Raw genomic sequence first — 23,198 nt, 5'->3', positions numbered from 1 at the left:
AGACGCCCGTTTTTGCGGGACTTGGGAAATAAGCGCAGGATATTTTCTAAGCCACTGGACGAAAAATCCCAGCAAGGCTAAAACGGGGGCATATGCCGGAGAATGCAATGAATCCCCGCAAAGCCTTTTTCGCCTGCCTGGAACGCTCACCACCTGCGCTGTTTGAAGCGGCGCTGTGGATTGCCGCCGAGCATGACCCGGCGGTGCAGCCGTTGCTGATCCTGCAGGAGCTGACCCTGTTGCAACAGCAGGTGAGCCTGGGCATGCCCATGCTGCCAGCGGATGAGCAGGCCCAGCCGCTGCTGCGGCGCATGAATGACCTGGGGTTTGCCCAGGATGAATTCACCCCCTTGCGCCCCGCCGCCGCCCTGCTGGACAAGGTCTTGCAACGCAAACGTGGACAACCCTTGGCCATGGGGCTGATCGCCATGGAACTGGCGCGGCGCCTCGACATCCCCATGGTCGGCGTGAATTTCCCCGGCCACTTCCTGCTGCGGGTACCCGGTGCCGATCACCTGCTGGACCCCTGCGGCGGCCGACGTCTGTACCCCAATGATTGTCGCGACCTGCTGCAACGCCAATATGGCCCCAACCTCAAGTTGCAAGCCGACCACCTGCACACCGCCGACCCGCGTTCGATCCTGCAACGGCTGTCGCGCAACCTGCGGCAACTGCACCTTTCCAATGACGCCCCGCTTGAAGCGCTGGTCGATGCCGAACGCGTGCTGGAACTGGGCAATGCCAGCGCCGCCGATTACCTGGCGAGGGCCAGCCTGTATCAGCGCCTGGACTGCCCTAACGCCGAACGCTTCGACCTGGAGCACGCGTTGATGCTCAGCGAAGACCCCATCCAACGCCTGCGCCTGACGGAGCGGCTGGGGCACCTGCCGCCCAATTCAGTGGTGCATTAAGCCTGCGGCGTCTTGAGAATATCCCCAGTCATCGGGTTCTTCGGCAGCTCAACCCCGGGCGAACGCACCTGAATAATCAACAACGCCGCAATCACCGCCGGTATCGCGCAGAAGAAGAAAATCTGCTCCACCGGGATATGCATCGCGAGCAGCATGCTGCCAAACAGCGGCCCCAGGATTGAGCCAAATCGCCCTACCCCCAATGCCCAGCCCGTACCGGTAGCGCGCACATGCGCCGGGTAGAAGTTGCTGGCAAAGGCATTGAGGGTCAACTGGCCACCGATGATGCAAAACCCGGCCGCAAAGACGCAGGCCACCAAATAGCGAGGGTTGTCATGGTTCAGGCCGAGCAAAACGGTGCACACCGCAGCCGCCGCCAGCACGCCTGACAGTAGTCGTACTTTGCTTTTCAAGCGGTCGGCGAACCAGGCCATGCCGATGGCGCCCAAGGTGCCGGCGAACAGGAACATCGATGTCACCAGATTGGCGTCTTTCAGCGTCAACCCACTTTCCAGAAGCAGCGACGGCAACCAACTGATCATGAAATACAGCAGGATCAGGCTGACAAAAAAGGTCGCCCAGATCAGCACGGTCGGGCGCGCGTAGCCGTTACGGAACAACTCCACGACCGTCAGTTCGCTGCCTTGCTCCTGTTGGTTTTCTGCCTGTGTCGCCAGCGGCGGTTGCCAGTCGGGCAGCATACGCACCGTCACCGTCCGCAAACGTGCATAGGGCGGGGCATCACGCAGCAAACGCGGCAGGGATTCCGGCAGCAGCCACACCAGAAACGGGAACAGCAGCAACGGCGTCACGCCTCCGGCAAGAAACACTGCCTGCCACCCGAAGCCTTCAATAAACCCTGCCGCCACGAAACCACCTGCGGCCCCGCCAAACGAGAAGCCACAAGCCGCCAAGGTCACCATCAGCGTGCGCAAGCGTGGTGGGGAATAGTCCGACATCAACGCCATCGCACTCGGCATCGCGCCTCCCATGCCGATACCGCAGATAAACCGTGCGGCCATCAGCGTGTTCAGCGAGTTGGCAAACACCATCAACACGATGAGGCTGGCGTAGATCAGCACACAGCCGAGCAGGATGCGGCGTACGCCAAAGCGATCGGCCAAGGGTGTGACCAGCAATGAGCCGAGCGTCAGCCCCAGCAGGTTGGCGCTGAACACCGGACCAAATGCAGCTTTCTCCAGCCCCCAATCCTTGGCCAGCGCTGGCACGACATATCCCAGCACTTGGGCGTCATAGCCATCGGTGACCAGCAGCAGCGCGAGCAACAGGAGAATCAACCACTGATAGCGCGATACCGGACGGGCGTCGAGTGCCGCGCGAAAGCTGGCAATTTGGTTGTGCATCGCAAGGTACCTATTATTTTTATAAGGATCACGCCGAACAAATGTGGGAGCGGGCTTGCTCGCTCCCACATTTAGGGTTGGGGTGTGTCGGGTTGATTGGCAGGGTGGGCCTGGATAAATGCCGGATGCTGCGCCACCAGCCCCGCCACCCGCCCAATGCGCGGGTACGCCGCCAATGGCACTTTGAAGCGTTCTGCCGCATACAGCTGAGGGATCAGAAACGCATCAGCCAACCCCGGCTGGTCGCCAAAGCAATAACCTTGGTCACCAATCAATTGCTCCACCGCACCCAGCCCCTGGCTGATCCAATGACCGATCCACTCCAACACCTTCGTCTCGTCATGCCCCCATTGCCGCAGCAGGTTCTGGGTGCTCGAATTATGCAGTGGGTGGATATCACAGCCGATAATCGACGCCACCGCACGCTCATGCGCGCGGGTCGCCAAGTCTTTGGAGAGCAACGGCGCCTGTGGATAACGTTCCTCCAGGTATTCGATGATCGCCGGTGACTGAATCAGCAACTCGCCCTCATCAGTACGCAACGCCGGCACGCGACCTTGTGGGTTGATCGCCAGGTACTCCGGCTGGCGATTGGCACCACCCGCCGGCACCAGCAGGTTGACTGGCACGGCACTGAAATCCAGGCCCTTGAGTGCCAAGGCGATACGCACCCGGTACGACGCGGTGGAACGGTAGTAGGTATAGAGTTCCATCGCCCTGCCCTCCTAGCGCGCCGCGACCACGGTGCCGCGGCATTCGCCGAAGCCGATGGAAGCAAAACCTTCGCGGCTGCAACGGGCGCGCAGGATGATTTCGTCACCATCTTCCAGGAACTTGCGCACTTCGCCGGACGGCAACTCGATTGCCTTTTTGCCGCCTTCAGTCATTTCCAACAGGCTGCCGAACTGGCCTTCTTGCGGCCCCGACAAGGTGCCCGACCCAAACAGATCACCCGCTTGCAACTGGCAGCCGTTGACGCTGTGATGCGCAACCAGCTGCGCGACGGTCCAGTACATGTGCAGGCTGTTGCTCAGGGCCAGGCGATGCGCCGGCAGGTTCTGCTCGCGCATGGCGGCGGTGGTGAGCAGTACTTCCAATTCGATATCCAGCGCACCCGCAGCCTGGTCACGTTTATCCAGCAAGTACGGCAGTGGTTGCGGGTCGCCCTCAGGCCGCGCCGGTTGCGCCTTGCGGAACGGCTCCAAGGCCTCGGCGGTCACCACCCACGGTGAAATGGTGGTGATGAAGCTTTTCGACAGGAACGGCCCCAGCGGCTGATATTCCCAGGCCTGGATATCCCGCGCCGACCAATCATTGAGCAGGCAGAAACCGGCGATGTGCTCGGCCGCGTCACCAATGGGGATCGAATCGCCCATCGCATTGCCCTGGCCGATCCAGATGCCCAGCTCCAGTTCATAGTCCAGGCGCGCACATGGGCCGAAAGTTGGCTCGGTCTGGCCGGCTGGCAAGGTTTGGCCTTTGGGACGACGCACCTCGGTGCCCGAGGCACGGATGGTCGATGCGCGGCCGTGGTAACCAATCGGTACGTACTTGTAGTTAGGCAGTAGCGGGTTGTCGGGGCGGAACAGTTTGCCGACGTTTTGCGCGTGTTCGATACCGACGTAGAAGTCAGTGTAGTCATTGATTTTCGCCGGCAGGTGCATCTGGCAATCGGCGGCGCGGTGCAGCACCTGTGCCTCGCGGGTTTGCAGTTTACTGCCTTCAGCCAGCAGTTCCAGCAGACGCTCGCGCAAGGCCACGCGCGGGCCACGGCCGAGTTCAAAAAACTCGTTCAGTTGGCCGCCAGCGGTCGCTTCAACGGCGCGACGCGCTTCACCGTCGAACTCATCCAAGGCGGCGTGCAGATCAAGGATGGAATCACCAATCGCCACGCCACTGCGCGGTGCCGAACCGTTGAGGCTGAACACCCCCAGCGGCAGGTTTTGCAGGGGAAAATCCGCGTGACCATTGGCCGAGGTCACCCAGCTGCGCGTTAGTGTTGGCTGAGTCATGGGTTATCTCCGATTCGGGTTGAAGGTGGCGGGCAGCGAGGCCCAGCACGCGTCGTAAGTGTTTTGCAGTTGCGGGCATTCCAGGGCGAACTGTGTGGGACGCAGCACTTGGCTGGTCTCGAACATGAAAGCCATGGTGTTATCGATCTTGTGCGGCGCCAGCTCGACGTTGATCGCCTTGGTGCAGGTCTCGCCGTCCGGGCCGTGGGCGCTCATGCAGCTGTGCAGCGACGCGCCGCCGGGCAGGAAGCCTTCGGCCTTGGCATCGTAGGCGCCCTGGATCAGGCCCATGTATTCGTTCATCAGGTTGCGGTGGAACCACGGCGGGCGGAAGGTGTTCTCGGCCACCATCCAGCGCGGCGGGAAAATCACGAAGTCGAGGTTAGCCAAGCCGTGGGTGCTGGTCGGCGAGGTCAAGACAGTGAAAATCGAAGGGTCCGGGTGATCGAAACTCACCGTGCCGAGGGTGTTGAAACGGCGCAGGTCGTATTTGTACGGCACGTTATTGCCGTGCCAGGCGACGACGTTGAGCGGGGAATGGTCGAGTTCGCAGGCCCAGAGTTCACCGAGGAATTTTTGTACCAGCGTCGTAGGCTTTTTTCAGGTCTTCGTAGTGCGCAACCGGCGTGAGGAAATCGCGCGGATTGGCCAGGCCATTGCTGCCGATGGGGCCCAGGTCCGGCAGGCGCAACGGCGCGCCGTGGTTCTCAGCGACGTAGCCACGCGCCTGGGCATCCAGCAGTTCGACGCGGAACTTGAGGCCTCGCGGCAGCACGACGATCTCCAGCGGTTCCACCTCCAGCACGCCCAATTCCGTGGCGATACGCAGCCGACCTTGCTCGGGGACGATCAACAATTCGCCATCGGCGTTGAAGAACACGCGCTCCATCGAACGGTTGGCACAGTAGTGATAGATGCTGATGCCAGAGGGTTTTTCCAGCGCCGAATTGGCGACCATTCCTACAAGCCCATCAACGAAGTCCGTCGGTTCACTTGGAACATCCAACGGGTTCCAACGCAAGCGATTGGGCGTTACCGCGCCCAACGGCCCACCAGCCAATTGCCGCGCAAGCTTGACGAACGCAGGGTGATTAGCCGACGGCTGAATGCGGTAAAGCCAGGTACGCCGGGCTTCGCTGCGCACCATGGTGAACGCTGTGCCGGAGAACAGCTCGGTGTACAGCCCATAAGGCGCTTTTTGCGGGGAGTTCTGGCCGACCGGCAATGCGCCGGGCAGCGCTTCGCTGGCGAATTCATTGCCGAAGCCCGACAGGTATTCGAGGTTCATGGATCATCCTCTACACGGAAGTTGTTTTTATCGTAATCCAGTTACGCATAACGTAATTTGATCACTATCGACCGTCAAGCTATAAAGACGCCCATTCATCTCTCGGACTCTCGCCCCTCCATGGAAAAGCCTCGCGACACCGGTAAACAGAAAGTCCGCTCGGCCGAAGTGGGCACCGACATCCTCAAGGCCTTGGCCGAACTGTCGCCGGCGACCTCATTGTCGCGCTTGGCCGAGCATGTGCAGATGCCTCCGAGCAAGGTGCACCGCTACCTGCAGGCGTTGATCGCCTCGGGATTCGCCGAACAGAACACCGCCACCAACCACTATGGCCTGGGCCGTGAAGCCTTGCGCGTGGGCCTGGCGGCGCTGGGCAGCATGGACGTATTGAAAGTCGGCGCAATGCCGCTGGCAGAGTTGCGCGACGAATTGAATGAGACCTGCTTTCTGGCGGTGTGGGGCAACCAGGGCGCGACCGTGGTGCAGATCGAACCCGCCGTGCGCGCCGTCACGGTGGTGACGCAATTGGGTTCCGTATTGCCGCTGCTCAGTTCGTCCACCGGGCTGGTGTTCAGCGCCTTTCTGCCGTCGCGGGAAACTGTGGAATTGCGTGACCGCGAGATCCAGGCCGGTATCGCCCATGCCCTGGCCGATGACCAGGCTTACACCACCGTCTGCCAGCAGATCCGCAGCCGTGGCCTGCATTTTGTGCATGGTTTGCTGATGCCTGGGGTGGACGCCTTGTCGGCCCCCGTGTTCAACGCCATCGGCCAAGTGGCGGCGGTGATGACCGTGGTCGGCCCCACCTCACTGTTCCACGCCGATGAAGATGGCCCGGCGGCGCAACGCTTGTTGGCGGCGACCCAGGCCGTGAGTTGGCGAATGGGCTATCAGCCCTGAGCTAATCATGCCATTGAGTCAGGGCCAGTGCCACGCGGTTCTCCAGCGCGCGGATCGGCGCTGCATCGCTCAGGTAGTTGTTGCTGATCATTGAGAACACCAAGCGTCGCCCGTCAGCATCGGTGATATAGCCGCTCAGCGAGGAGACCCCGGCCATAGACCCCGTCTTGGCGTGCAGGTTGTTCTCAGCCGCGGTGCCGCGCAAGCGATAACGCAAGCTGCCGCCGGTCATGCGGTCCGGGTTGCCGGCGATCGGCAAGGCGGTGTACCACGCCTCGAACCAGGGCTGTTTGGCCGTGGCCAGCAGCAGGTCCGTGAGGTTCTGCGACGACACCAGGTTGCGCCGCGACAAGCCCGAACCATCGACCTGGCTCAGCGTCATCGGGTCCAAACCCTGGTGGCGCATGAAGTCCGCCACTGCCGCGACACCGGCCTGCGCCGTACCTGTATTCGACGCCTTACGGCCCATGGCCTTGAGCAACGCCTCAGACATGTTGTTGTTCGACAGCTTGAGCAGCGGCGTGATCAGTTCCTGCAACGGCGCCGATTGATGCTCGGCCAGGACCCTGGCCGTCACAGGGCTTGCACCGCCGATCACACGCCGTCCCATCACCTGAATGCCCTGCTGTGCCAACGCCTGTTCAAACAGATTGGCCACCAGTTGTGTCGGCTCCCACACACTCACCCACTGTCGACTTTGCTTACCCGGCGCCAACGCACCAGTGAGCTGCAGCAAATTGGTGCCGTGCTGGCGGGTGATGCCGTAGTTGTTGCCGGGTCCGCTGACGGCGCGATTGCTCAGTTGTACGTAATCGGTGGACGGGCTCAACATCACGCTGACCGGTTGGCCAACCACAGCGGGCGCCTTCGCCGTAACCAGCAATGTTCCTGCATCAAAATCCGTGTTGGGTGACACGGTCAGCGCTGAAATCTGCGCGCCGTAATAGGTGCTTTCATCGTCCTGTGCCCAGTCCACGCCCAGCCGTTCGGCGTCGAAAAAGGTGTCGTCGAATACCAGGTCGCCCTGGATCTGGCGCACGCCTTGGCCTGCAAGCTGTGCCGCCAGTGCCTGGTAATCGGCGAACTGCGTGGTCGGATCGCCGAGGCCTTTGAGGTACAGGTTGCCGGTGAGGCGCTCACCTTGCTGCGTGCCATTGCTCAACAACTGGGTAGAAAAACGGTACTGCGGCCCCAGCACATCCAGCGCTGCCGCAGTGGTCAACAGCTTGAGGTTGGACGCGGGAATCAACCGCGTACGCGGGTTGTGTTGATAGAGGGTGTCGCCGTTGCGGGCATCGCGCACCATCACCGAAACGGTGGCGCCATTGAAGGCCGGATCGGCCAGGAGCTGGTCCAGGGTTGCCGGGGTGGAAGTCGTCGAAACACTCGCGCAACCACCCAGCAACACGCTCAAGCACAACAGGTGTATCCATCGTCCAAACGGCATCGGTATTGTTTTCCGCCCAATCATCAATGGCGGCAACGCTACCACATCGCCCTTAGAACTCCAGGGTGCTGGACACCGACACTTGTCGCGCATCGCCCATGGACACGAACAACCGGCTCGCCGCCGAGGTGTAGTAGACGCGGTCGAACAGGTTCTTCACGTTAAGCTGGAACTTGACCTTTTGCCCATCGATTTTGGTGTCGTAGGTGGCAAATGCATCCGCCACGGTATAACCCGGCAGGGTGAAATCGTTGGCCGCATCACCTGCGCGTTCACCGACATAGCGCGCACCGGTACCCACACGCAGCTGATCACCGCCAAAAATGTTGCCAAAGTCATACGCCACCGACAGCGAGCCGGTGTGCTTGGCGACATTTTGCAGGCGGTTGCCTTCCAGTGTCGGGTCGTTGTCCTTGACGTCCAGTGCGTCGGTGTAGGCGTAGCTGCCGATCAGGCTCCACTTGTCGGTCAGTTGGCCACTGGCGTCGAGTTCCAGGCCGCGCGAACGCACCTGGCCGGCAATGCTGTAGACGGTGTTCGCGCCGGAACCGACCGAGACCAGCACATTGCGCTTGTCGATATTGAACAACGCGGCACTGGCAGTGATACGCCCTGGGATGTCGAGCTTGGCCCCCAGCTCCCAGGACTTGGATTCCTCGGGCGTGAGGTCGCCGGTCAAGGTGCTGCCATCGGCCAATGCGGCAATGGTGGAGTTGGGTTTGAACGATTCGGTGTAGCTGCCATAGAACGACAATTCATCCGTGTAGCGGTACACCAGGCCCGCACGCGGCACCCAGGCCTGGCCATTGCCGTTGGTGTTGGCCTTGAACGGCACGCCTTTGCCCGCGTACTGGTCATACATCTGATAGCGCGCGCCGGCCACGAAAATCCACTGGTCGGTCAGGTGGATCGCGTCCTGGAAGAACAGCGAGTCGCTGCGCAGCAGGTCGGTCTGGGCGCTGTCGGCGGCGCTGACGGTGGTGCCCGCCACTTCGTTGCCGTACACCGGGTTGTTGTAGTTGAAGCTGGCGGCGCGCGAGTTCTGACGGATCAAATCGGCGCGATAGATCTTGCGGTATTCATCATCCAGGCCAAACACCAGGTCATGCTGCATGCCCAGCACATTGACCTTGCCTTCCAGGCTGGCCGTGGCGAAACGGTCGGTGGTGATCGCACCTTTGGTGCCGTCCATCTTGCGGGTCAGGGTACCGTTGGTATTCACGGCACTGACGCGCACCTGGCTGGCGTCATAGGTTTCGCGGTTCCAGCTGTAGCCGAAGTGAGCTTTCCAGTCGTCGTTCAAATCATGGTCGGCTTCGAAGCGGTACAGGTCGGAGCGGCCTTCCATGTTGTTGAACGGCTCGTCCAGACGCCGGGTAGACGGGATATCCAGCGGGTGGTTGGACTTGTCGATGGCGGTGCCACGGTCGAACGGCGAGAGAAACTCGCGATGTTCGTAGGCCAACAGCAACTGGGTGGTGTCCCCATACCAGGCCAGCGACGGCGCGATCAGACTCTCACGGTGAGTGCCGAAGTTACGCCAGTAATCCTCGTCTTCATGGTCAACGATCAACCGATACGCCAGGCCGCTGTCGCCAATCGGGCCGGTAGTGTCGAGGCTGCCGCCGCTGCCGTTCTTGCCGTCACCGAAGGTTGAACCGCGCACGGTCAGGGCCGTGGACTGCACCAGCTCAGGCTTTTTGCTGACGATGTTCACCACGCCGCCCGGGTCCTGGATGCCGTACAGCAGCGAGGATGGGCCCTTGAGCACTTCGACGCGCTCCGCCGTGGCATTCAGCGCACGCCCCTGCACGATCGGCATGCCGTCGCGCATGATCGAGCCGTTACGGTTGTCGCCAAAGCCGCGCAGCATCACCGCGTCCTGGGTGCTGGCCAAGGTGTTGGCCTGGGTGATGCCGCTGATGTTGGCGAGGGCGTCATCCAGGTTGCGCGGGGTCTGGTCACGCAGTACCTGGGCGGGGACGACGTTGACGGTTTGCGGGGTTTCGAGCAGCAAGGCACGGGAGCGCATCACCGAACTGGTCGGCGGTGGCTGGTAGCTGGTGCTGTCCTGAGTCTGTTGGCCGACGCCACTGATGGTGGTGGCACCGAGGTTGACCGCACCCTCGGTGGGCACCGGTTCCAGGGCCAGGGTGCGTGCGTCGATCTGGCGAAAGGTAAAGCCGCTGTTACCGAGCAGGCGTTGCAGGGCCTGGGTCGCGCTCATCTGCCCACTGACTGCCGGGGCGGTGAGGCCGTAGGGCGCTTCATCGGTGTAGATCACGCTGATCCCGGTGACCCGGCTGAAGTCGCTCAGGGCCTGGGGCAGCGGTTTGGCCGCCAGGGCAAAGCTGAACTGGGCGCTTTGCTGCTCCTGCGCCTGCGCCACGCACAGGGGTAGCAACGCCAGCCCCGACGCTGCCAATACCGAGGCGCCCAACCACTGTTTAACCAAACCGCCCGCCGTCGACTTCATGCTATGAGAACCCGTGTAGAAAACGCTGTTAATGCGAATAGATCGCAGTTTCATGCACTACACGGATGGGCCGGCAATTTACCTCACTCTTATTTGCAAATATTTTTACTTATTGCGCCTGAATGTGGAAACCGAAGCGTGGGAAATGCACATTCACGGTGCCCGCGCGCTCATCGGTGCGCCTCAGGATCAGCTCTTCGCGGCCCGCAAATAGCAACTCGCCTGCCACGGGGTCAGTGCCATAGTCAGTTGCGCAAATGGTGACCTGCTGGCCTGGCTCGAAGCCGTTCAAGTCCTCGAACAGTTCATGCGGCACTGCCGCCGGCGTCGCGCTGCGCGCCACGTCCAAGGCTTGCTCGGCGCTCATCTGAGTGGAGGTCCCATGGCCAAAACCCAGCACACGGTCCAGCCACGCAACAACGCAGGGATACCCATCCACCAAAGGCGCCGTCACCGAAGAGCCCTTGAGGAACCACAACGGGTGAGCCAGGGAGAAGTCGGCAATCGAAGACTCACCGAACAGGAAGTCCCCCGACTGGTGCCGCAGTTGCTGATCAATGCGGTTGATGATCGCCGGCCATTGGTGCTTGGCCTGGTCCAGTTGCAGACGGGCCGCCGTGCCACCGCTGAACAGTTTGCTGCGATCCGCCACCAATACCTTGATCATTTCCGGCGGCACCTTGGCGAACTTGACCGCCAGGGATTCGGGCTGGAACACCAACGCAACCGAGTGGGCAAACACTACCGAATCAGCCCAGGCAGCGAAGCCTTGGGCGACCATTTCCAGGCCTTGGGGAAACAACGCAGGAGCGGCTTTTTCCTGTTCCAGACGACGCGCAATCATAGCGGTGTCACAGTAGATATCCGCGCCGACCTGCAACACTGGCGTCTTACGATAGCCGCCAGTGAGGGCGGTAAAGTCAGGCTTGGGCATCACCGGCGGGATCAACACCGAATGCCAGGACAAGCCCTTGAAGCCCAGCAACAGGCGGGCTTTTTCAGCGAAGGGGGACTGCGGGTAGTGATGAAGAATCAACTCAGACATGCCAGATTCCGCTCTTGAAATGAGCCGCTAGCTTAGCCTGCAAAAACCCGATTGGGGGCGATGAGAGCCCATCAGTCAAATCAATGAGCCACTCGCCGCCAGGCATTCCTTGGCGCTCTTCTTCAACTTCTTGATCAACCGCTCCTGACGCAACGCCTCGCCCTTGCTCGCGCACTGCTCGGTGTACACCAGCGCCACGGCCGGGCTGGACAGGAAAAACCGCGCGCCCCTGCCGCTCTGGTGAGCAGCAAAGCGGCGCACCGGGTCATTGCTGATGCCGCAGTACAGCGAGCCATTGGCGGCGCGCACCAGGTAGACAAACCAGGGTTTGGGTTCAGGCGTGGTCACGGGTGCATTCGGCAAGACCAAGGGACGCCAATCTTATCAACGACTGGCCTGGAATGCCTTCAAGCCTTTGAGCGCCTGGGCACGCACGGCGTTTTTCAGCGCGGGCGACCAACCCAGCAGCAGGCCCTTGAGGCCCAAGGCCTGACGCGACCAGCGCCACAGGTCGAAGTGATCGTGGTGCTCACAAATCTTGCCGTCGCGAAACACGAACCGCGCACCGATGTCGTTGACCACCGTGTTGCCGGTCGCGCTGAACAAATAAGTCGCGACCCAGTGCGCGCTGCCGGTGGTCTCGTCGCTGCGCACATGATCGAACGTCAGCGAAAAGTCCTTGGCCCGTGTGGTGAGCATGCGCCACATATCGCCGGCATCACGCCCGCGCAGCTCGCCGAATGCAGGGTCGCTGAACACCACATCGTCGGTGTAGCAGGCAACCATGCCTTCGGCGTCCAGGCGTTGGAAGGCTTGGTAGAAGCGGGTGATCAGGGCGTCGTGGGCATCACTCATGGGCAGGCTCCGGGAAAATTTTGTTGTGAGGCCCGCACGATAATCCGCCCGGGCGGGAAAGACTATCGGCATTCCTCACAACAATAGGCACGCGATGGACCAGCCCTGAGTGGCGTGCACGTCTTAGAGGTAAACAACCTCAAAGGTTGCACTGCCGTCCATAGGGATAGCCTGACCCACCGGCAAGGTACGCTTGAGCGCAATGGTCGTCGCCACCTTGAGATCAACCACCAGGTTTTGCATCGGCAGTGGGGCTCGATTTATTTAATAAGTATTCAGTGTCATGCGCCGATCAACCTGTACCGGAGCATGCACACATTTTACTGTTTCAACCCTCTCAACCCCTGCAACTAACACGAACTTAAAAGCGTTCACAAAAGTGTAAAACTTACCAACTAAGGCACCATCCCCGTGTCTCGCGCATACGCAAATAACGCCACATCAGTTGAAATACACAACCGCTGCATGGCAGTACTTTTCTGTTTGCTGATGGTGGAGATGCTGCGATTGACCCGCGCGGCGATCTGGCTGACGGTCATACCGCTGGCGAGCATGCGGACCACCTCCTGTTCCTTGCCGGACAACTGGGGTTCCTGAGTCGGCTCGGCCACGCACGCCTGGTCCAGTTGCACCCGCAGGCACTCACTGACAAACACACGCCCGGCGGCCACGGTGGCGAGGGCCTGGGGCAACTCCCTGGCCGACGCACTTTTGGCCACAACCGCCTTGGCGCCTTGGGCCAGCGCAGTGCGCAGGGTGGTGATATTGGCAAACATCGTCACTAGAATCACCGGCAAGTTGGGATACTGGCGATGCAGCAACCCCAGCAAGCCATAACCATCAGCCTGTTGATTTCCGGGCATGGCGAAGTCCGTCACTATGACGTCACACGGGGTGCTGGCAATCAAGGCCAGCAGTTGGTCGGGGCCATTGGCCTCTCCTACGACTTTGCATTTACCACTCGCCTCAATCACCACTTTTTGTCCAACTCGGACGATCGGGTGGTCGTCAGCAATTATTATGCGAAGCATTGGCTTTTCCATGATGGCAATTTGGGTATAAGCAAAATACAACGGTAAACCTTTAGTAACAACTGCGCGCTCGCCGCTCAATTTACGCCCAGCCTTTATTTAATGGGCCTCACACTTTCACCTACAAAATAAAAAGAAATTGAATACAGAAAAGTACTACATGCCAAATAGATAAATTCCCACGGCACAAAGTCAGAAAATTCAGAGAGCCGCCAAACACTCCAAATACTGTTCAACATCCCGATGAAACTGTTCAAGGCCCGTCAACTGCGTGGCGACGCCGGATTGATTCACTTGGGCAATCAAGTGCACCGCCCGTTGCTCAAGGATCGTCGCACCAAAAAACGCGATGCTGCCGACAAGGCGATGCAACCGCTGGGTCGTCAATGTCGCATCAAGGCGGGAGCGTGCCAGGCTGAGCACGGCGAGATCTTCGCGGGCCTCCTGCAGCAGGCAACTCAGCAGCGGCTGCACCACGGCCCAGGAGCCGAAGGTGGCGATAAGGCTGCTGCGCGTGGGCACCCGCTCCTGCACGGCGGCAGGCACGGGCTCACGCCAGCCACCCCGTGGCCGTGACTGCGGAGCCGGCAGCCAGTAAAGAAGCACCTCGCGCAGTTGCTCCAGAACGACCGGCTTGATCAGCCAACCGTCCATGCCGCAATCGACACAGCGCCGCACTTCATCCGGGCCAAGGCAGCCGGTCAAGGCCAGCACCGGAATGTGCGGCGTCCCGGTTCGCGCCTCACGGCACCGCAATTCGCGGGCCAGGGTATAGCCGTCCATGACCGGCATGCGGCAGTCGGTAATGACCATGTCGTAGCGTTGCGCGTTCAGGGCCAGCAAGGCCATGCGCCCGTCGGCCACCGCGTCATGTGCCAGCCCGAGCCGATGCAACAGCGAACTCATTAACAAGCGGTAAGTGCGTTGATCATCGACCACCAGCAACCTGGCGCCTTGCCAATGCAATGGCATAGCCACCGCGGGCGCACGTTTGCGCGCCCCACGGCCTGGAGTCTTGCCCGGCATATCGACCTCATACGGAGCGATCAGCTCACCGCCCCCCCGACAGGGCGCGGCTGTATGTTGTCGCCCAGGTGGGCGACCGCACTCGAACTTCTCGCACATAAACGTTCGCCACATTCATTTGAATAAGGTGCGGCCAACAAAGTGCGCGAAAAATATCTGAATGGACGAACTGCAGCGATACAACAACTACGACAAGTTGGTTTTTCCTACATACACGACGATAAGTTCCACATCGCCCGACAGTATCGTAATAGTTGCATTCCCCCTCCCCGCCCCGGGCGATAAATTTCTCCCCGTCCTGAACTGACGTCGCCCTTTAAAAAATAACGACTGCCCACTGACGCATCAGCGCGCCCTGAACCTCTACGCCTTTACTTCACCTGGAGCCTCTTTCCTATGAACGCATCCCGCGCCACCCTCGCGGCTGCTCTATTACTGACCGCCGCTGCATGCGCCCACGCTGCCAGCAGTGTGGACCTGTCGGTCACCGGCCTGATCACCCCCAGCGCCTGCACGCCCACCCTGAGCAGCGGCGGCGTGGTTGAGCTGGGCAAAATCGCCGCCGGCGACATTCTTCCCGGCGACATCACCTACCTGCCCAAGGCGGCAATGGACCTGGCCGTGAACTGTGAAGCGGCCACCCTGTTTGCATTAGCCCCCCAGGACAATCGCCCGCAAATGTTCACGCCCTGGGCGTTCGGCTTCGCGTTGATGCCTTCGGGCAAACCCATGGGCGGCTACTGGCTGGACTTTGTCGACTCACTGGCAGATGGCGTCGAACTCACCCGCTTGTATTCGGAAAACAACGGCCAGACCTGGCGCGTCGCTGACCCGCTGGACCTGATCGAGCCGCGCAAGCTGACCGCTTTCGGCGAGTGGATCATCGGCCCGGCCAACGTGCTGCCGATCCAGAACCTGAATGTTTCGTTCCTGGTCAGTCCGTTCTTCTACCCGGGCGGAACCTGGTTGCCGGCCAACGAAGAAATCCCCATCGACGGTTCCACCACCTTCGAACTGCGCTACCTGTAAACCCCACAAGGATTTGTGCCCATGACCAGACCCACCCCAGCCACCCTCGCCCTGCTGTTGGCGACCTGTGCCCCCGGCGTGTTCGCCGCCAGCAGCCTGGACCTGAGTGTCACCGGGACCATCACCCCCAGCTCGTGCGCACCGAGCCTGTCCGGCGACGGGGTGATCGATCACGGCAAGCTCACCGCCCGTGACCTCGACCTCGAACTGCCCACCCGCCTTCAGGCGGGCGAGATGGCCTTTGAAGTGCACTGTGAAGGGCCGACGTTTTTCACCCTGACCATGGTGGATAACCGTTCGGGCACGGCGGCAGGGCATTACTCCCACCACGGCCTGGGCATGGCCAACCCCGACCAGAAACTGGGCGACGTCGCATTTGGTGTATTCGAGCCGATGGCCGATGAATTGCCGGTCAACACCATCATGTCCCGTGATGGTGGCGCCAGTTGGGGGCCGTCTTCCTACGTGGGCCACGCTGCGCTGACCTCGTTCGCCGCGCCGAGTGCCCCCTACACGCCCATCGCCATGCAAGACCTGAGTGCGCGGCTGCGCGCCTTCACCACCATCGCCCCTTCAAAGGGGCTGACGTTGCTCGATGAAATCCCCATCGACGGTCACGTCACCCTGCAACTGAAGTACTGGTAACCCCTGTCCCTGTCCCCCTACGGAGCCCTGAAAATGAACAAGTCCCTCACTACCCTGATCGCTGCCGCCCTGCTGGCGTTCACTGGCCAGGCCGTTGCCGCCTCCAGCGTCGACCTCACCGTCAAGGGCCTGATCACCCCGAGTGCCTGCACACCGGCGCTGTCCAATGGCGGCGCGATTGATTACGGCAAGATTTCGGCCAAGGACCTCAAGCCTGACCTGCCGACCCAATTGCCCCAGCACATCCTGCAACTGACCGTGACCTGCGACGCCGCCACGCTGATGGCCATCGAAGGCAAAGACAACCGCGAAGGCACGGACTACGGCAACGACCTGATGTATTTCGGCCTGGGCCTGATCAACGGCACGGAAAAACTTGGGCGAATGTCCATCCGCCTGCTGTCGCCCCTGGCCGATGGCGTCGCGGCACGCACCATTGCCTCCATGGACAACGGCCTGACTTGGTACCTCGACCGCTACGTGATGCGCGACAACATTCTTTCGGTGGCCGATTCCACCACCGTGGCGCCGGTGCCGGTGCAGGTGTTCTCTTCGGACTTCGCCGTGGTCTCCGACATCGCGCCCGCCAGCCAACTGACCCTGAACAACGAAGTCGCTATCGACGGCTCCGTCACCCTGACCGTGCGTTACCTGTAAGCCGCCATTGAACCGAGCAGCGGCACGGCAGGACGCCGGGCCGCGCTCACCTAGTGAACACACTTTATGAAGACCACTCCTTCAACGCTGTTTGCTCTGTTGGGCCTGATGAGTATCGGGCCCTCGGCGCTGGCGACGTCCAGCACGGAGCTGAACGTCACCGGGCGGATCACGCCCAATGCATGCACCGTATCGCTGTCGGCCGACGGAATTGTCGACCACGGCAAGGTGCCGGCACGCGGGCTCAATCAATGGGAGTTCAGCCAGTTGCCCAGCCAAAACCTGGACCTGAGCGTGAGTTGCAACGAGCCCGTGCTGTTTGTGCTGGTGGGCGTGGACAACCGCGCCGATTCGTCCCTGGGCCCAGGCTTTTATTACGGCCTGGGCAACAACATACATGCCCCGACCGAGCGCTTGGGCACCGTGTCCCTGGCCTTTCGTGACGTCATCGGCGACGGCGACGGCGTGCTGGTATTGGCCTCGAGCAACCAAGGCCTGACCTGGTTTCCCGAGTCCAACGCCTATCCCAATAACTACATGGGTTTTGCCTCCCCGGGCACCTTGGTGCCCGAGCCCCATCGCCTGCTGACCGCCACCCTGAACGTCAATACGTCGATCAACGCCGCCGCCTACCTGACCCTTAACCAAGAGGTGCCGTTGGACGGCTCCATCGTGCTTGACCTGAGGTACTTGTAGCCATGCCCCCCTTCCCTTGTGTTGCCTTGTTCAACCGCTTTCTGAACCTGTTGTTTTCTACCCTGATGCGCTACGCATGCCTGTATATAGGCGCGCTGGCCCTGGCATTGGGCGGCCCGTCGCTGGTGCTGGCCGACGGCATGGTGCCGGACACTTCGGTGGTGATCGTGCATGAAGAGGACGGCGAAGCCTCGGTGTCGGTGACCAACACCGACAACAAGCTCGCCCTGTTGCACGTCACCCTCGAGGATATCCCCGAGGACACTGCGTCACTGTTGTTCGTCACCCCACCGCTGGCGCGGGTTGAGCCCTCCAAGAGCCAGCTGGTGCGCTTCATCCTGCAGAGCCCCGAGCCACTGACCACTCAACGCCTCAAGCGGGTGATCTTCGAAGGCATGCCCCAGAACCGCTCCGCCACCCAGGCCGGTCATGCTCGCGTAGGCGTGACCGTGCGCCAGAACCTGCCGGTGATCATTCATCCCAAGGGCCTTGAGCCCAATCGCACGCCCTGGACCGGCCTGGCCTGGCGCCTGGACAACAACCAGTTGAGCGTGCACAACCCCACGCCCTACGTGGTGCGCCTGGCCCAGGAACTGCGCTTGCTGCCGGGTGATGGCGCCGCGCTGTTGCCGCGCACTTATGTGTTGCCCGGCGAAACCCTGCACGTGACCGCCAGTGCCAGCGGCGCGACCCGTGTGCAGTTGCAACCTGCCACGGTCTACGGGTTCGCCGTGGCGCCCTACGAAGCCCCCATCGCTCTATGACAAGCGGGCGCCCAAGGACCTAAGCCGGCGCCCAGACAAAAAGAAGTGGCCTCCCATTGAACGCCACCGGCACGCGGCGTGAACCGATAGGAATCGGTAGCACGCGTCCAACACTTGAGTACGACCTTGTGAGCACAGTAACCACTGACCGCGACGGCGAAGCCGTGCCCGGTCGTCCTACTCGCCGGTCCCGCAGGTTTCTGGCGGGACTGGCCTTGACCCTGGGTGGCACACTGCCCGCCAACGACCCACTGGCCGATGAGTTGTTGCTCGCCGGTTCATTTGATCCGCAAACCTTGTCCCAACGCGGCATCGACCCGGAGCTGGCCAACCTGCTGTTGGACGCGCCGCGCTTCACCCCTGGCCGGCATGCCGTCAACCTGAACGTCAACGGCCAACGCCGCGGCCGGGTCGATGTGACGTTCGAGCGCGACGGTACGCTGTGTTTCAACCGTGCGTTGCTCGATGTCGGCAACCTGATCGTCCCCGACGATGGCGCCTGCGACAGCTTTCTCGCGCGCTACCCGCAGACGGTCATCGAGCAAGACCCGGCCAGCCTCAACCTGGCCCTGGTGGTGCCCACCGAGGCCCTGCGCCCGGCGCAGCGAGATGTGTCTGGCTACCAGAGCGGCGGTTTTGCCGCGCTGCTCAATTACGACCTGACTGGGCTGCACAACGAATACGGCGGCGACACCAGCCGCTTCGGCTCGGCCAACACCGAAGTCGGCTTCAATGCCGGCGACTGGATCGTGCGCAGCCGCCAGGTACGCACCTGGCAAGAGAGTCGCTCGCGCACCACCCACTTGGACGCCTACGCCCAGCGCACCTTCGCTGAACAGCAGGCGGTGCTGCAGGCCGGGCAGATCAACCTCTATAACCCGGTGCTGGCCGGCACGCAAATCACCGGCGCCCAGGTGCTGACCGAGACCGCGCTGCAGGACCAGAACCAGGGCGCGACCATCAATGGCATCGCGAATAGCCCGGCCCAGGTGGAGATCCGTCAGAACGGCACGCTGATCCATTCCACGGTGGTTCCGGCCGGGCCATTTTCGCTGACCGATGTGCGGCGCTTGAACAGCCGCTCCGACGTGGAAGTCACGGTTAAGGAAACCAGCGGTGAAGAGCGCCGTTTCACCGTACCGGCGGGCATGCTCGGGCTGGGCTTGCCGGCGCCGGGCTTCTCGGTGGCGGCCGGGCGGGTGCGGCAGATTGGCGACAGTGCCGGAGCCGAGCCCTGGGTGGTCAGCGCGGGCTGGAGCGGTGCGCTGCACCCGCAAATCAGCGTGGGCGCCGGCGTGCTGGTGGCGGATGCGTACCGATCCAGCGGCGTCAGCCTGGGCTGGCTGCCGTGGCAGGACAGTCAGCTGCAATGGTCGACCCAGGCCGCCCAAGCCAGCCGCGTCGGCCAGGACCAAGGGCTGCAGACCGACCTGTCGTGGTCGCAGCGCCTGTCGGATCGCTGGGGGTTCAGTACCGCGGCGTCGTGGCGCTCCCTCGGTTACCGCGACCTGGAGGAGTCGACCTTCGACGCCAACACTCGCGACCAGCAACGCCTGCGCTACCGCGATCAACAGAGCTTCACCGCCTCCTGGGCGCACCCGACACTGGGCGCATTCAGTGCCGGGATTTCGCGTTCGTCATCCTATAGCGGCGACAACAGCAGCCGCGCGCTGGCGTCCTGGGGCACCAGCTTCGGGCGGGTGTCGGTATCGGCCAGTGCCGAGTGGCAAGTCGGCGGGCGACACCAGAGCGATGACAGCCTTTACCTCAACGTCAGCCTGCCCTTGGGTGAAACCCGCCGGGCGCGTACCTGGGTACGCAATACCGGCGGTGAACATCGCCTGGGCGCCGGGCTCAGCGAGCAACTCAACGACCAACTGAGCTACCGCGTCGACGTCGAACGTGACAGCCGCGACCGCGAAGTGGAAGCCACCCTCGGCGTCTCGGCCCTGCCGTATTACAGCCAGCTGGACTTCAACTACACCCGCTCCGACGATCAGCGCGCCAGCTACCAGGGCGGCGCACGCGGCGGTTTGGTGGCCCACGGTGACGGCCTGACGTTCTCGCCCTATCCGGTGCGCGACACTTTTGCCGTGATGTCGGTGGGCGACATGGCAGGGATCAAAGTCAGCACCCCGAGCGGGCCGGTGTGGACCGACTGGCAAGGCCAGGCCGTGGTCCCGCAACTGAGCGCCTACGGCCGCAGCCCGGTGGAAGTGCACACCCGTTCGCTGCCGCGCAATGCCGATATCAGCAACGGCTTGGCGGTGCTGACCGCCGGACGCGGCGCGGTCGACAAAGTGCAATTCGGCGTGGCCGTGACCCGTCGCGCGCTGCTTACGGTAAGCCGCGACGACGGCTAGCCGCTGCCCAAAGGCGCAGCCGTAACCACGGCGGACGGCGAGTTCATCACCCTCGTCCAGGACGGCAGCCAGGTGTTCCTGCCCAACGTGCTCGACGAGCGCCCGCTGTGGGTCAAGGCCCCGGGCCAACCCCGTTGTCGCCTGAGCTACACGTTGCCGAACAAGGGCGACCCCGATGTGTATTTCGAAAGCGCAGCCGCCCGCTGCCTCCAGCCATGAGGAACATCGTCATGAAGCCTACCGGGCTGTTGTTAGCCACCCTGTGCCTGAGCAGCGGCGCCTGGGGTGCGCAGGAGTGCCAATTGAACATCAGCGAATCGACCCTGGATTTCGGCCTGATGAACCGCGCCGCAGCCCTGGTGCCGACGCCGGAACGATTGCTGGGCGAACGCCGGCTCAGCCTCACCTTGAACTGCGCGCAAGCCACCGATATGAGCCTGTTCTACCGGGGGCTGGCCGCCGGGCCGGAGCGTTTTCGCTTCACCGAGCGCGGCAGCTATGGCCTGAACGTCAGTGACGCTGTGCTGGATGGCGAGGCCGTTGAACTGGGCTTGCTCAGCGCCAGCGGCCAGGCACCCAGCCTCAGCGGCGCCAGCCTGGCGTGGCGCGCCGACCACGGCATTGTGCCAATGCGCGGCGGTGCGGTGGTCACTGGCCGCAGCCTGTCGTTGCAGATCGACGCCAGTGCCTGGGCCAGCGAAGACGCCCTGCGCGTGCGCGACGCCGTGACCTGGGACACCAGCGGCGTGCTGGATGCCACCGGCGCCGGGCGCTCGCGGGAGTTGCGCCTGCAAGCGCGCTTTGCCCCGGCGGCGTGTACACCAAGCCTGTCCAATGGCGGCAACGTCAACCTCGGCAAACTCTCGGTCAGCGACCTGCACACAGACCGTGACACCGCCCTGCCCCCCCGCGACCTGCTGGTGACGGTGGCGTGCGACGCCCCCACCCACTTCGCCCTGCGCCTGCAGGACAACCGTGAGGGCTCAGCGACCGGGCCCGCCGAGGCCGGCACCTACGGCCTGGGCCTGGATGCTCGCCAGCAAAAAATCGGCCGCTACGCGCTGACCTTCGACCCAACCCGGGCCAGCGCCGACAGCCTGCCTGCGCTGTACCGCACCGACTCCGCCAGCGGTGGCGTGCCCTGGAGCACCGCCAGCAGCAGCCCCCTCGCCATCGCCGCGAATCGCTACCTGGGTTTTGCCGCCACGCCCGGCAGCAGCGCCGGCCCGGTGGCGATTCAAACCCTCAGTGCCACCGCAAGCCTGGAGGCGGTGATTGCACCGCTCAACAGCCTGGACCTGGGCAACGAAGTGCGTCTCGACGGCGCGGCGACCCTCGAAATCACTTACCTCTGACCCCCTACTGGAGCTCACCATGAACCGTTACCTGATTCCTCTCGCTGTGTACCTGTTGTCCCAGGGCAGTTCCGCCCACGCCGCGTCCACCGTTGAGCTGACCGTCACCGGGCTGATCACGCCCATGGCCTGCACACCGGTGTTGTCCGGCGGCGGGCTGGTGGATTTCGGCAAGATTTCCCAACAGGACCTCAACCAATCGGTCGGCACGCGCCTGCCGCTCAAGTCCTTGACCCTGAGCATCAACTGCAACGCGGCGGGCCGTTATGCCCTGCGCATGCGCGATAACCGCGACGGCACCGCCCACGTCAACAGCGAGATTTTCTACGGCCTCGGCCTGGATAACAGCGGCGGCAAGATTGGCGTGTATTCCGTGAGCTTCGACCCGAAAAAACCGTGGTCGATGATGTGCCGGTGATCTACGGCACCGAGTCCACCACCGGCGGCGTGGCGTGGCGCATGGCCAATACCAACCCCATCGACATCGGCTCGCGCAGTTTGTTGGGTTTCACCGATGTGCAGGGCAGTACCGCCGGACCATCGGCAATCCAGACCCTGACCAGCACCCTGACCCTCGAAGCGGTGATCAACGCCAAGCAGAACCTGGACCTGAGCACCGATGTGTTGATGGACGGTTCAGCGTCGTTGGAAGTCGTTTACCTGTAACCCTTTTCCCTGCCACACAACCTTCCCTAGAAAGGAGCAACACCATGAGCAAGTCCCTTCCCATCCTGGTCGCCACCCTGGCAATGGCCTGCGCCGCGCAAACCCAGGCAGCCTCGGCTATCGACCTGAGCGTGAGCGGGTTGATTACACCGAGTGCGTGTGAATTGAATTTGGCCAATGGCGGCCAGTTTGAAGTCGGCAAGATCGCGTCCAAAGATCTATATCCCGAACAGCCGACCGACCTGCCAAGCATGACCACGGCCCTCACCGTCACGTGCGAGGCCGCAACCCTGGTGGCGATCGAAACCCAGGATAACCGCGCAGGCTCGGCCTACTTCGATGACGCCCAAAGCCTGGGACTGGGGCTGATCAACGGCAACCAGAAGCTCGGCAACATGTATGTGGTGCTCAGGTCCATACTGGCCGACGGCGACAGCGGCTACGGTATTCACTCGAATGACGGCGGCCTGACCTGGAACACTGGCGGCTACTTCAGGAACGGTGGCCTGGTATCGATCTACAAGGCCTCACCGCTCATGCCGGTCCCGGTGCAAGTGCTCACGGCCTCGATGCAAATCGACGCGGCCATTGCCCCGTCCAAGAACCTCACACTCACCAGCGAAGTGCCCATCGACGGCTCAGCCACATCGACGGTGCGCTACCTGTAA

General features: G+C 62.3%; 19 protein-coding genes and 3 pseudogenes. 11 read left to right on the top strand and 11 right to left on the bottom strand.

Translation table 11 applies throughout. The features are described from left to right. Positions 1–107: 107 nt before the first annotated feature. Positions 108–911, top strand: a complete 804-nt coding sequence (locus AB4O35_RS11185; RefSeq protein ID WP_049709855.1) for a SirB1 family protein — start codon at positions 108–110, stop codon at positions 909–911. Here AB4O35_RS11185 and AB4O35_RS11180 read toward each other — a convergent pair. The 4 genes and pseudogenes from AB4O35_RS11180 to hmgA form a co-directional block, all read right to left on the bottom strand. After that, positions 908–2,275 (bottom strand): MFS transporter, encoded by a 1,368-nt coding sequence (locus AB4O35_RS11180; protein WP_460149593.1) that lies wholly within the window; start codon positions 2,273–2,275, stop codon positions 908–910. The two genes, AB4O35_RS11185 and AB4O35_RS11180, sit on opposite strands and share 4 nt — an antisense overlap. Positions 2,276–2,346: 71 nt before the next feature. Next, the gene (gene maiA / locus AB4O35_RS11175) at positions 2,347–2,988 is read right to left on the bottom strand and encodes a maleylacetoacetate isomerase (RefSeq protein ID WP_065910565.1); all 642 of its coding nucleotides are present in this window, start codon (positions 2,986–2,988) and stop codon (positions 2,347–2,349) included. A gap of 12 nt (positions 2,989–3,000) precedes the next feature. Beyond that, positions 3,001–4,287, bottom strand: coding sequence for a fumarylacetoacetase (gene fahA / locus AB4O35_RS11170; RefSeq protein WP_065910566.1), 1,287 nt, complete (start codon positions 4,285–4,287; stop codon positions 3,001–3,003). 3 nt (positions 4,288–4,290) lie between these two features. Continuing rightward, positions 4,291–5,575, bottom strand: a pseudogene (gene hmgA / locus AB4O35_RS11165) (homogentisate 1,2-dioxygenase). A gap of 120 nt (positions 5,576–5,695) precedes the next feature. Between hmgA and AB4O35_RS11160 the strand changes: the two are divergent. Then, a complete protein-coding gene (locus AB4O35_RS11160) occupies positions 5,696–6,475 on the top strand; it encodes an IclR family transcriptional regulator (protein ID WP_065910567.1) in 780 nt (259 codons plus the stop codon). A gap of 1 nt (position 6,476) precedes the next feature. Here AB4O35_RS11160 and dacB read toward each other — a convergent pair whose 3' ends face one another. The 7 genes from dacB to AB4O35_RS11125 all read right to left on the bottom strand — a co-directional run bounded on the left by dacB (position 6,477) and on the right by AB4O35_RS11125 (position 14,355). After that, a complete protein-coding gene (dacB, locus tag AB4O35_RS11155; RefSeq protein WP_065890474.1) occupies positions 6,477–7,922 on the bottom strand; it encodes a D-alanyl-D-alanine carboxypeptidase/D-alanyl-D-alanine endopeptidase in 1,446 nt (481 codons plus the stop codon). 52 nt (positions 7,923–7,974) lie between these two features. Then, positions 7,975–10,398, bottom strand: coding sequence for a TonB-dependent siderophore receptor (locus tag AB4O35_RS11150; protein ID WP_065910568.1), 2,424 nt, complete (start codon positions 10,396–10,398; stop codon positions 7,975–7,977). 109 nt (positions 10,399–10,507) lie between these two features. Then, positions 10,508–11,443: a glutathione S-transferase family protein gene (locus AB4O35_RS11145; RefSeq protein WP_065945334.1), complete on the bottom strand. Its 936-nt coding sequence runs from the start codon at positions 11,441–11,443 to the stop codon at positions 10,508–10,510. A gap of 75 nt (positions 11,444–11,518) precedes the next feature. Next, complete coding sequence (locus tag AB4O35_RS11140; protein WP_065890478.1) at positions 11,519–11,791, bottom strand: GIY-YIG nuclease family protein; 273 nt, start codon at positions 11,789–11,791, stop codon at positions 11,519–11,521. 36 nt (positions 11,792–11,827) lie between these two features. Next, the gene (locus AB4O35_RS11135; RefSeq protein WP_065945333.1) at positions 11,828–12,298 is read right to left on the bottom strand and encodes a nuclear transport factor 2 family protein; all 471 of its coding nucleotides are present in this window, start codon (positions 12,296–12,298) and stop codon (positions 11,828–11,830) included. Between the two features lie 395 nt (positions 12,299–12,693). Then, complete coding sequence (locus tag AB4O35_RS11130; RefSeq protein WP_065871719.1) at positions 12,694–13,329, bottom strand: response regulator; 636 nt, start codon at positions 13,327–13,329, stop codon at positions 12,694–12,696. A gap of 201 nt (positions 13,330–13,530) precedes the next feature. Beyond that, positions 13,531–14,355: a response regulator gene (locus tag AB4O35_RS11125; RefSeq protein ID WP_065890480.1), complete on the bottom strand. Its 825-nt coding sequence runs from the start codon at positions 14,353–14,355 to the stop codon at positions 13,531–13,533. 396 nt (positions 14,356–14,751) lie between these two features. On the opposite strand from AB4O35_RS11125, the gene AB4O35_RS11120 reads away from it, so the two are divergent. From AB4O35_RS11120 to AB4O35_RS11080, 9 genes and pseudogenes are all read left to right on the top strand, one after another. After that, the gene (locus AB4O35_RS11120; RefSeq protein ID WP_065871717.1) at positions 14,752–15,384 is read left to right on the top strand and encodes a DUF1120 domain-containing protein; all 633 of its coding nucleotides are present in this window, start codon (positions 14,752–14,754) and stop codon (positions 15,382–15,384) included. Positions 15,385–15,405: 21 nt separating this feature from the next. Further along, a complete protein-coding gene (locus AB4O35_RS11115; RefSeq protein WP_065879577.1) occupies positions 15,406–16,029 on the top strand; it encodes a DUF1120 domain-containing protein in 624 nt (207 codons plus the stop codon). Between the two features lie 33 nt (positions 16,030–16,062). Then, the gene (locus tag AB4O35_RS11110) at positions 16,063–16,686 is read left to right on the top strand and encodes a DUF1120 domain-containing protein (RefSeq protein WP_065871715.1); all 624 of its coding nucleotides are present in this window, start codon (positions 16,063–16,065) and stop codon (positions 16,684–16,686) included. A 66-nt stretch (positions 16,687–16,752) separates the two neighbouring features. Further along, positions 16,753–17,382 carry a DUF1120 domain-containing protein gene (locus tag AB4O35_RS11105; RefSeq protein WP_065879578.1) on the top strand — a complete coding sequence of 210 codons (630 nt, stop codon included), beginning with the start codon at positions 16,753–16,755 and terminating at the stop codon, positions 17,380–17,382. Positions 17,383–17,384: 2 nt separating this feature from the next. After that, positions 17,385–18,146, top strand: a complete 762-nt coding sequence (locus tag AB4O35_RS11100) for a fimbria/pilus chaperone family protein (protein WP_083207054.1) — start codon at positions 17,385–17,387, stop codon at positions 18,144–18,146. Between the two features lie 128 nt (positions 18,147–18,274). Next, positions 18,275–20,728: pseudogene (locus AB4O35_RS11095) on the top strand (fimbria/pilus outer membrane usher protein). An 11-nt stretch (positions 20,729–20,739) separates the two neighbouring features. Beyond that, a complete protein-coding gene (locus AB4O35_RS11090; RefSeq protein WP_460149592.1) occupies positions 20,740–21,864 on the top strand; it encodes a DUF1120 domain-containing protein in 1,125 nt (374 codons plus the stop codon). Between the two features lie 19 nt (positions 21,865–21,883). Then, positions 21,884–22,530: pseudogene (locus AB4O35_RS11085) on the top strand (DUF1120 domain-containing protein). A gap of 44 nt (positions 22,531–22,574) precedes the next feature. Next, entirely contained in the window at positions 22,575–23,198 is a 624-nt protein-coding gene (locus AB4O35_RS11080; protein ID WP_460149591.1) for a DUF1120 domain-containing protein, read from the top strand.

The sequence above is a fragment of the Pseudomonas sp. H1_A03 genome, from assembly GCF_054685145.1.
The sequence above is the reverse complement of the archived record's forward strand: the minus strand, read 5'-3'. Positions and strand labels throughout refer to the sequence as shown.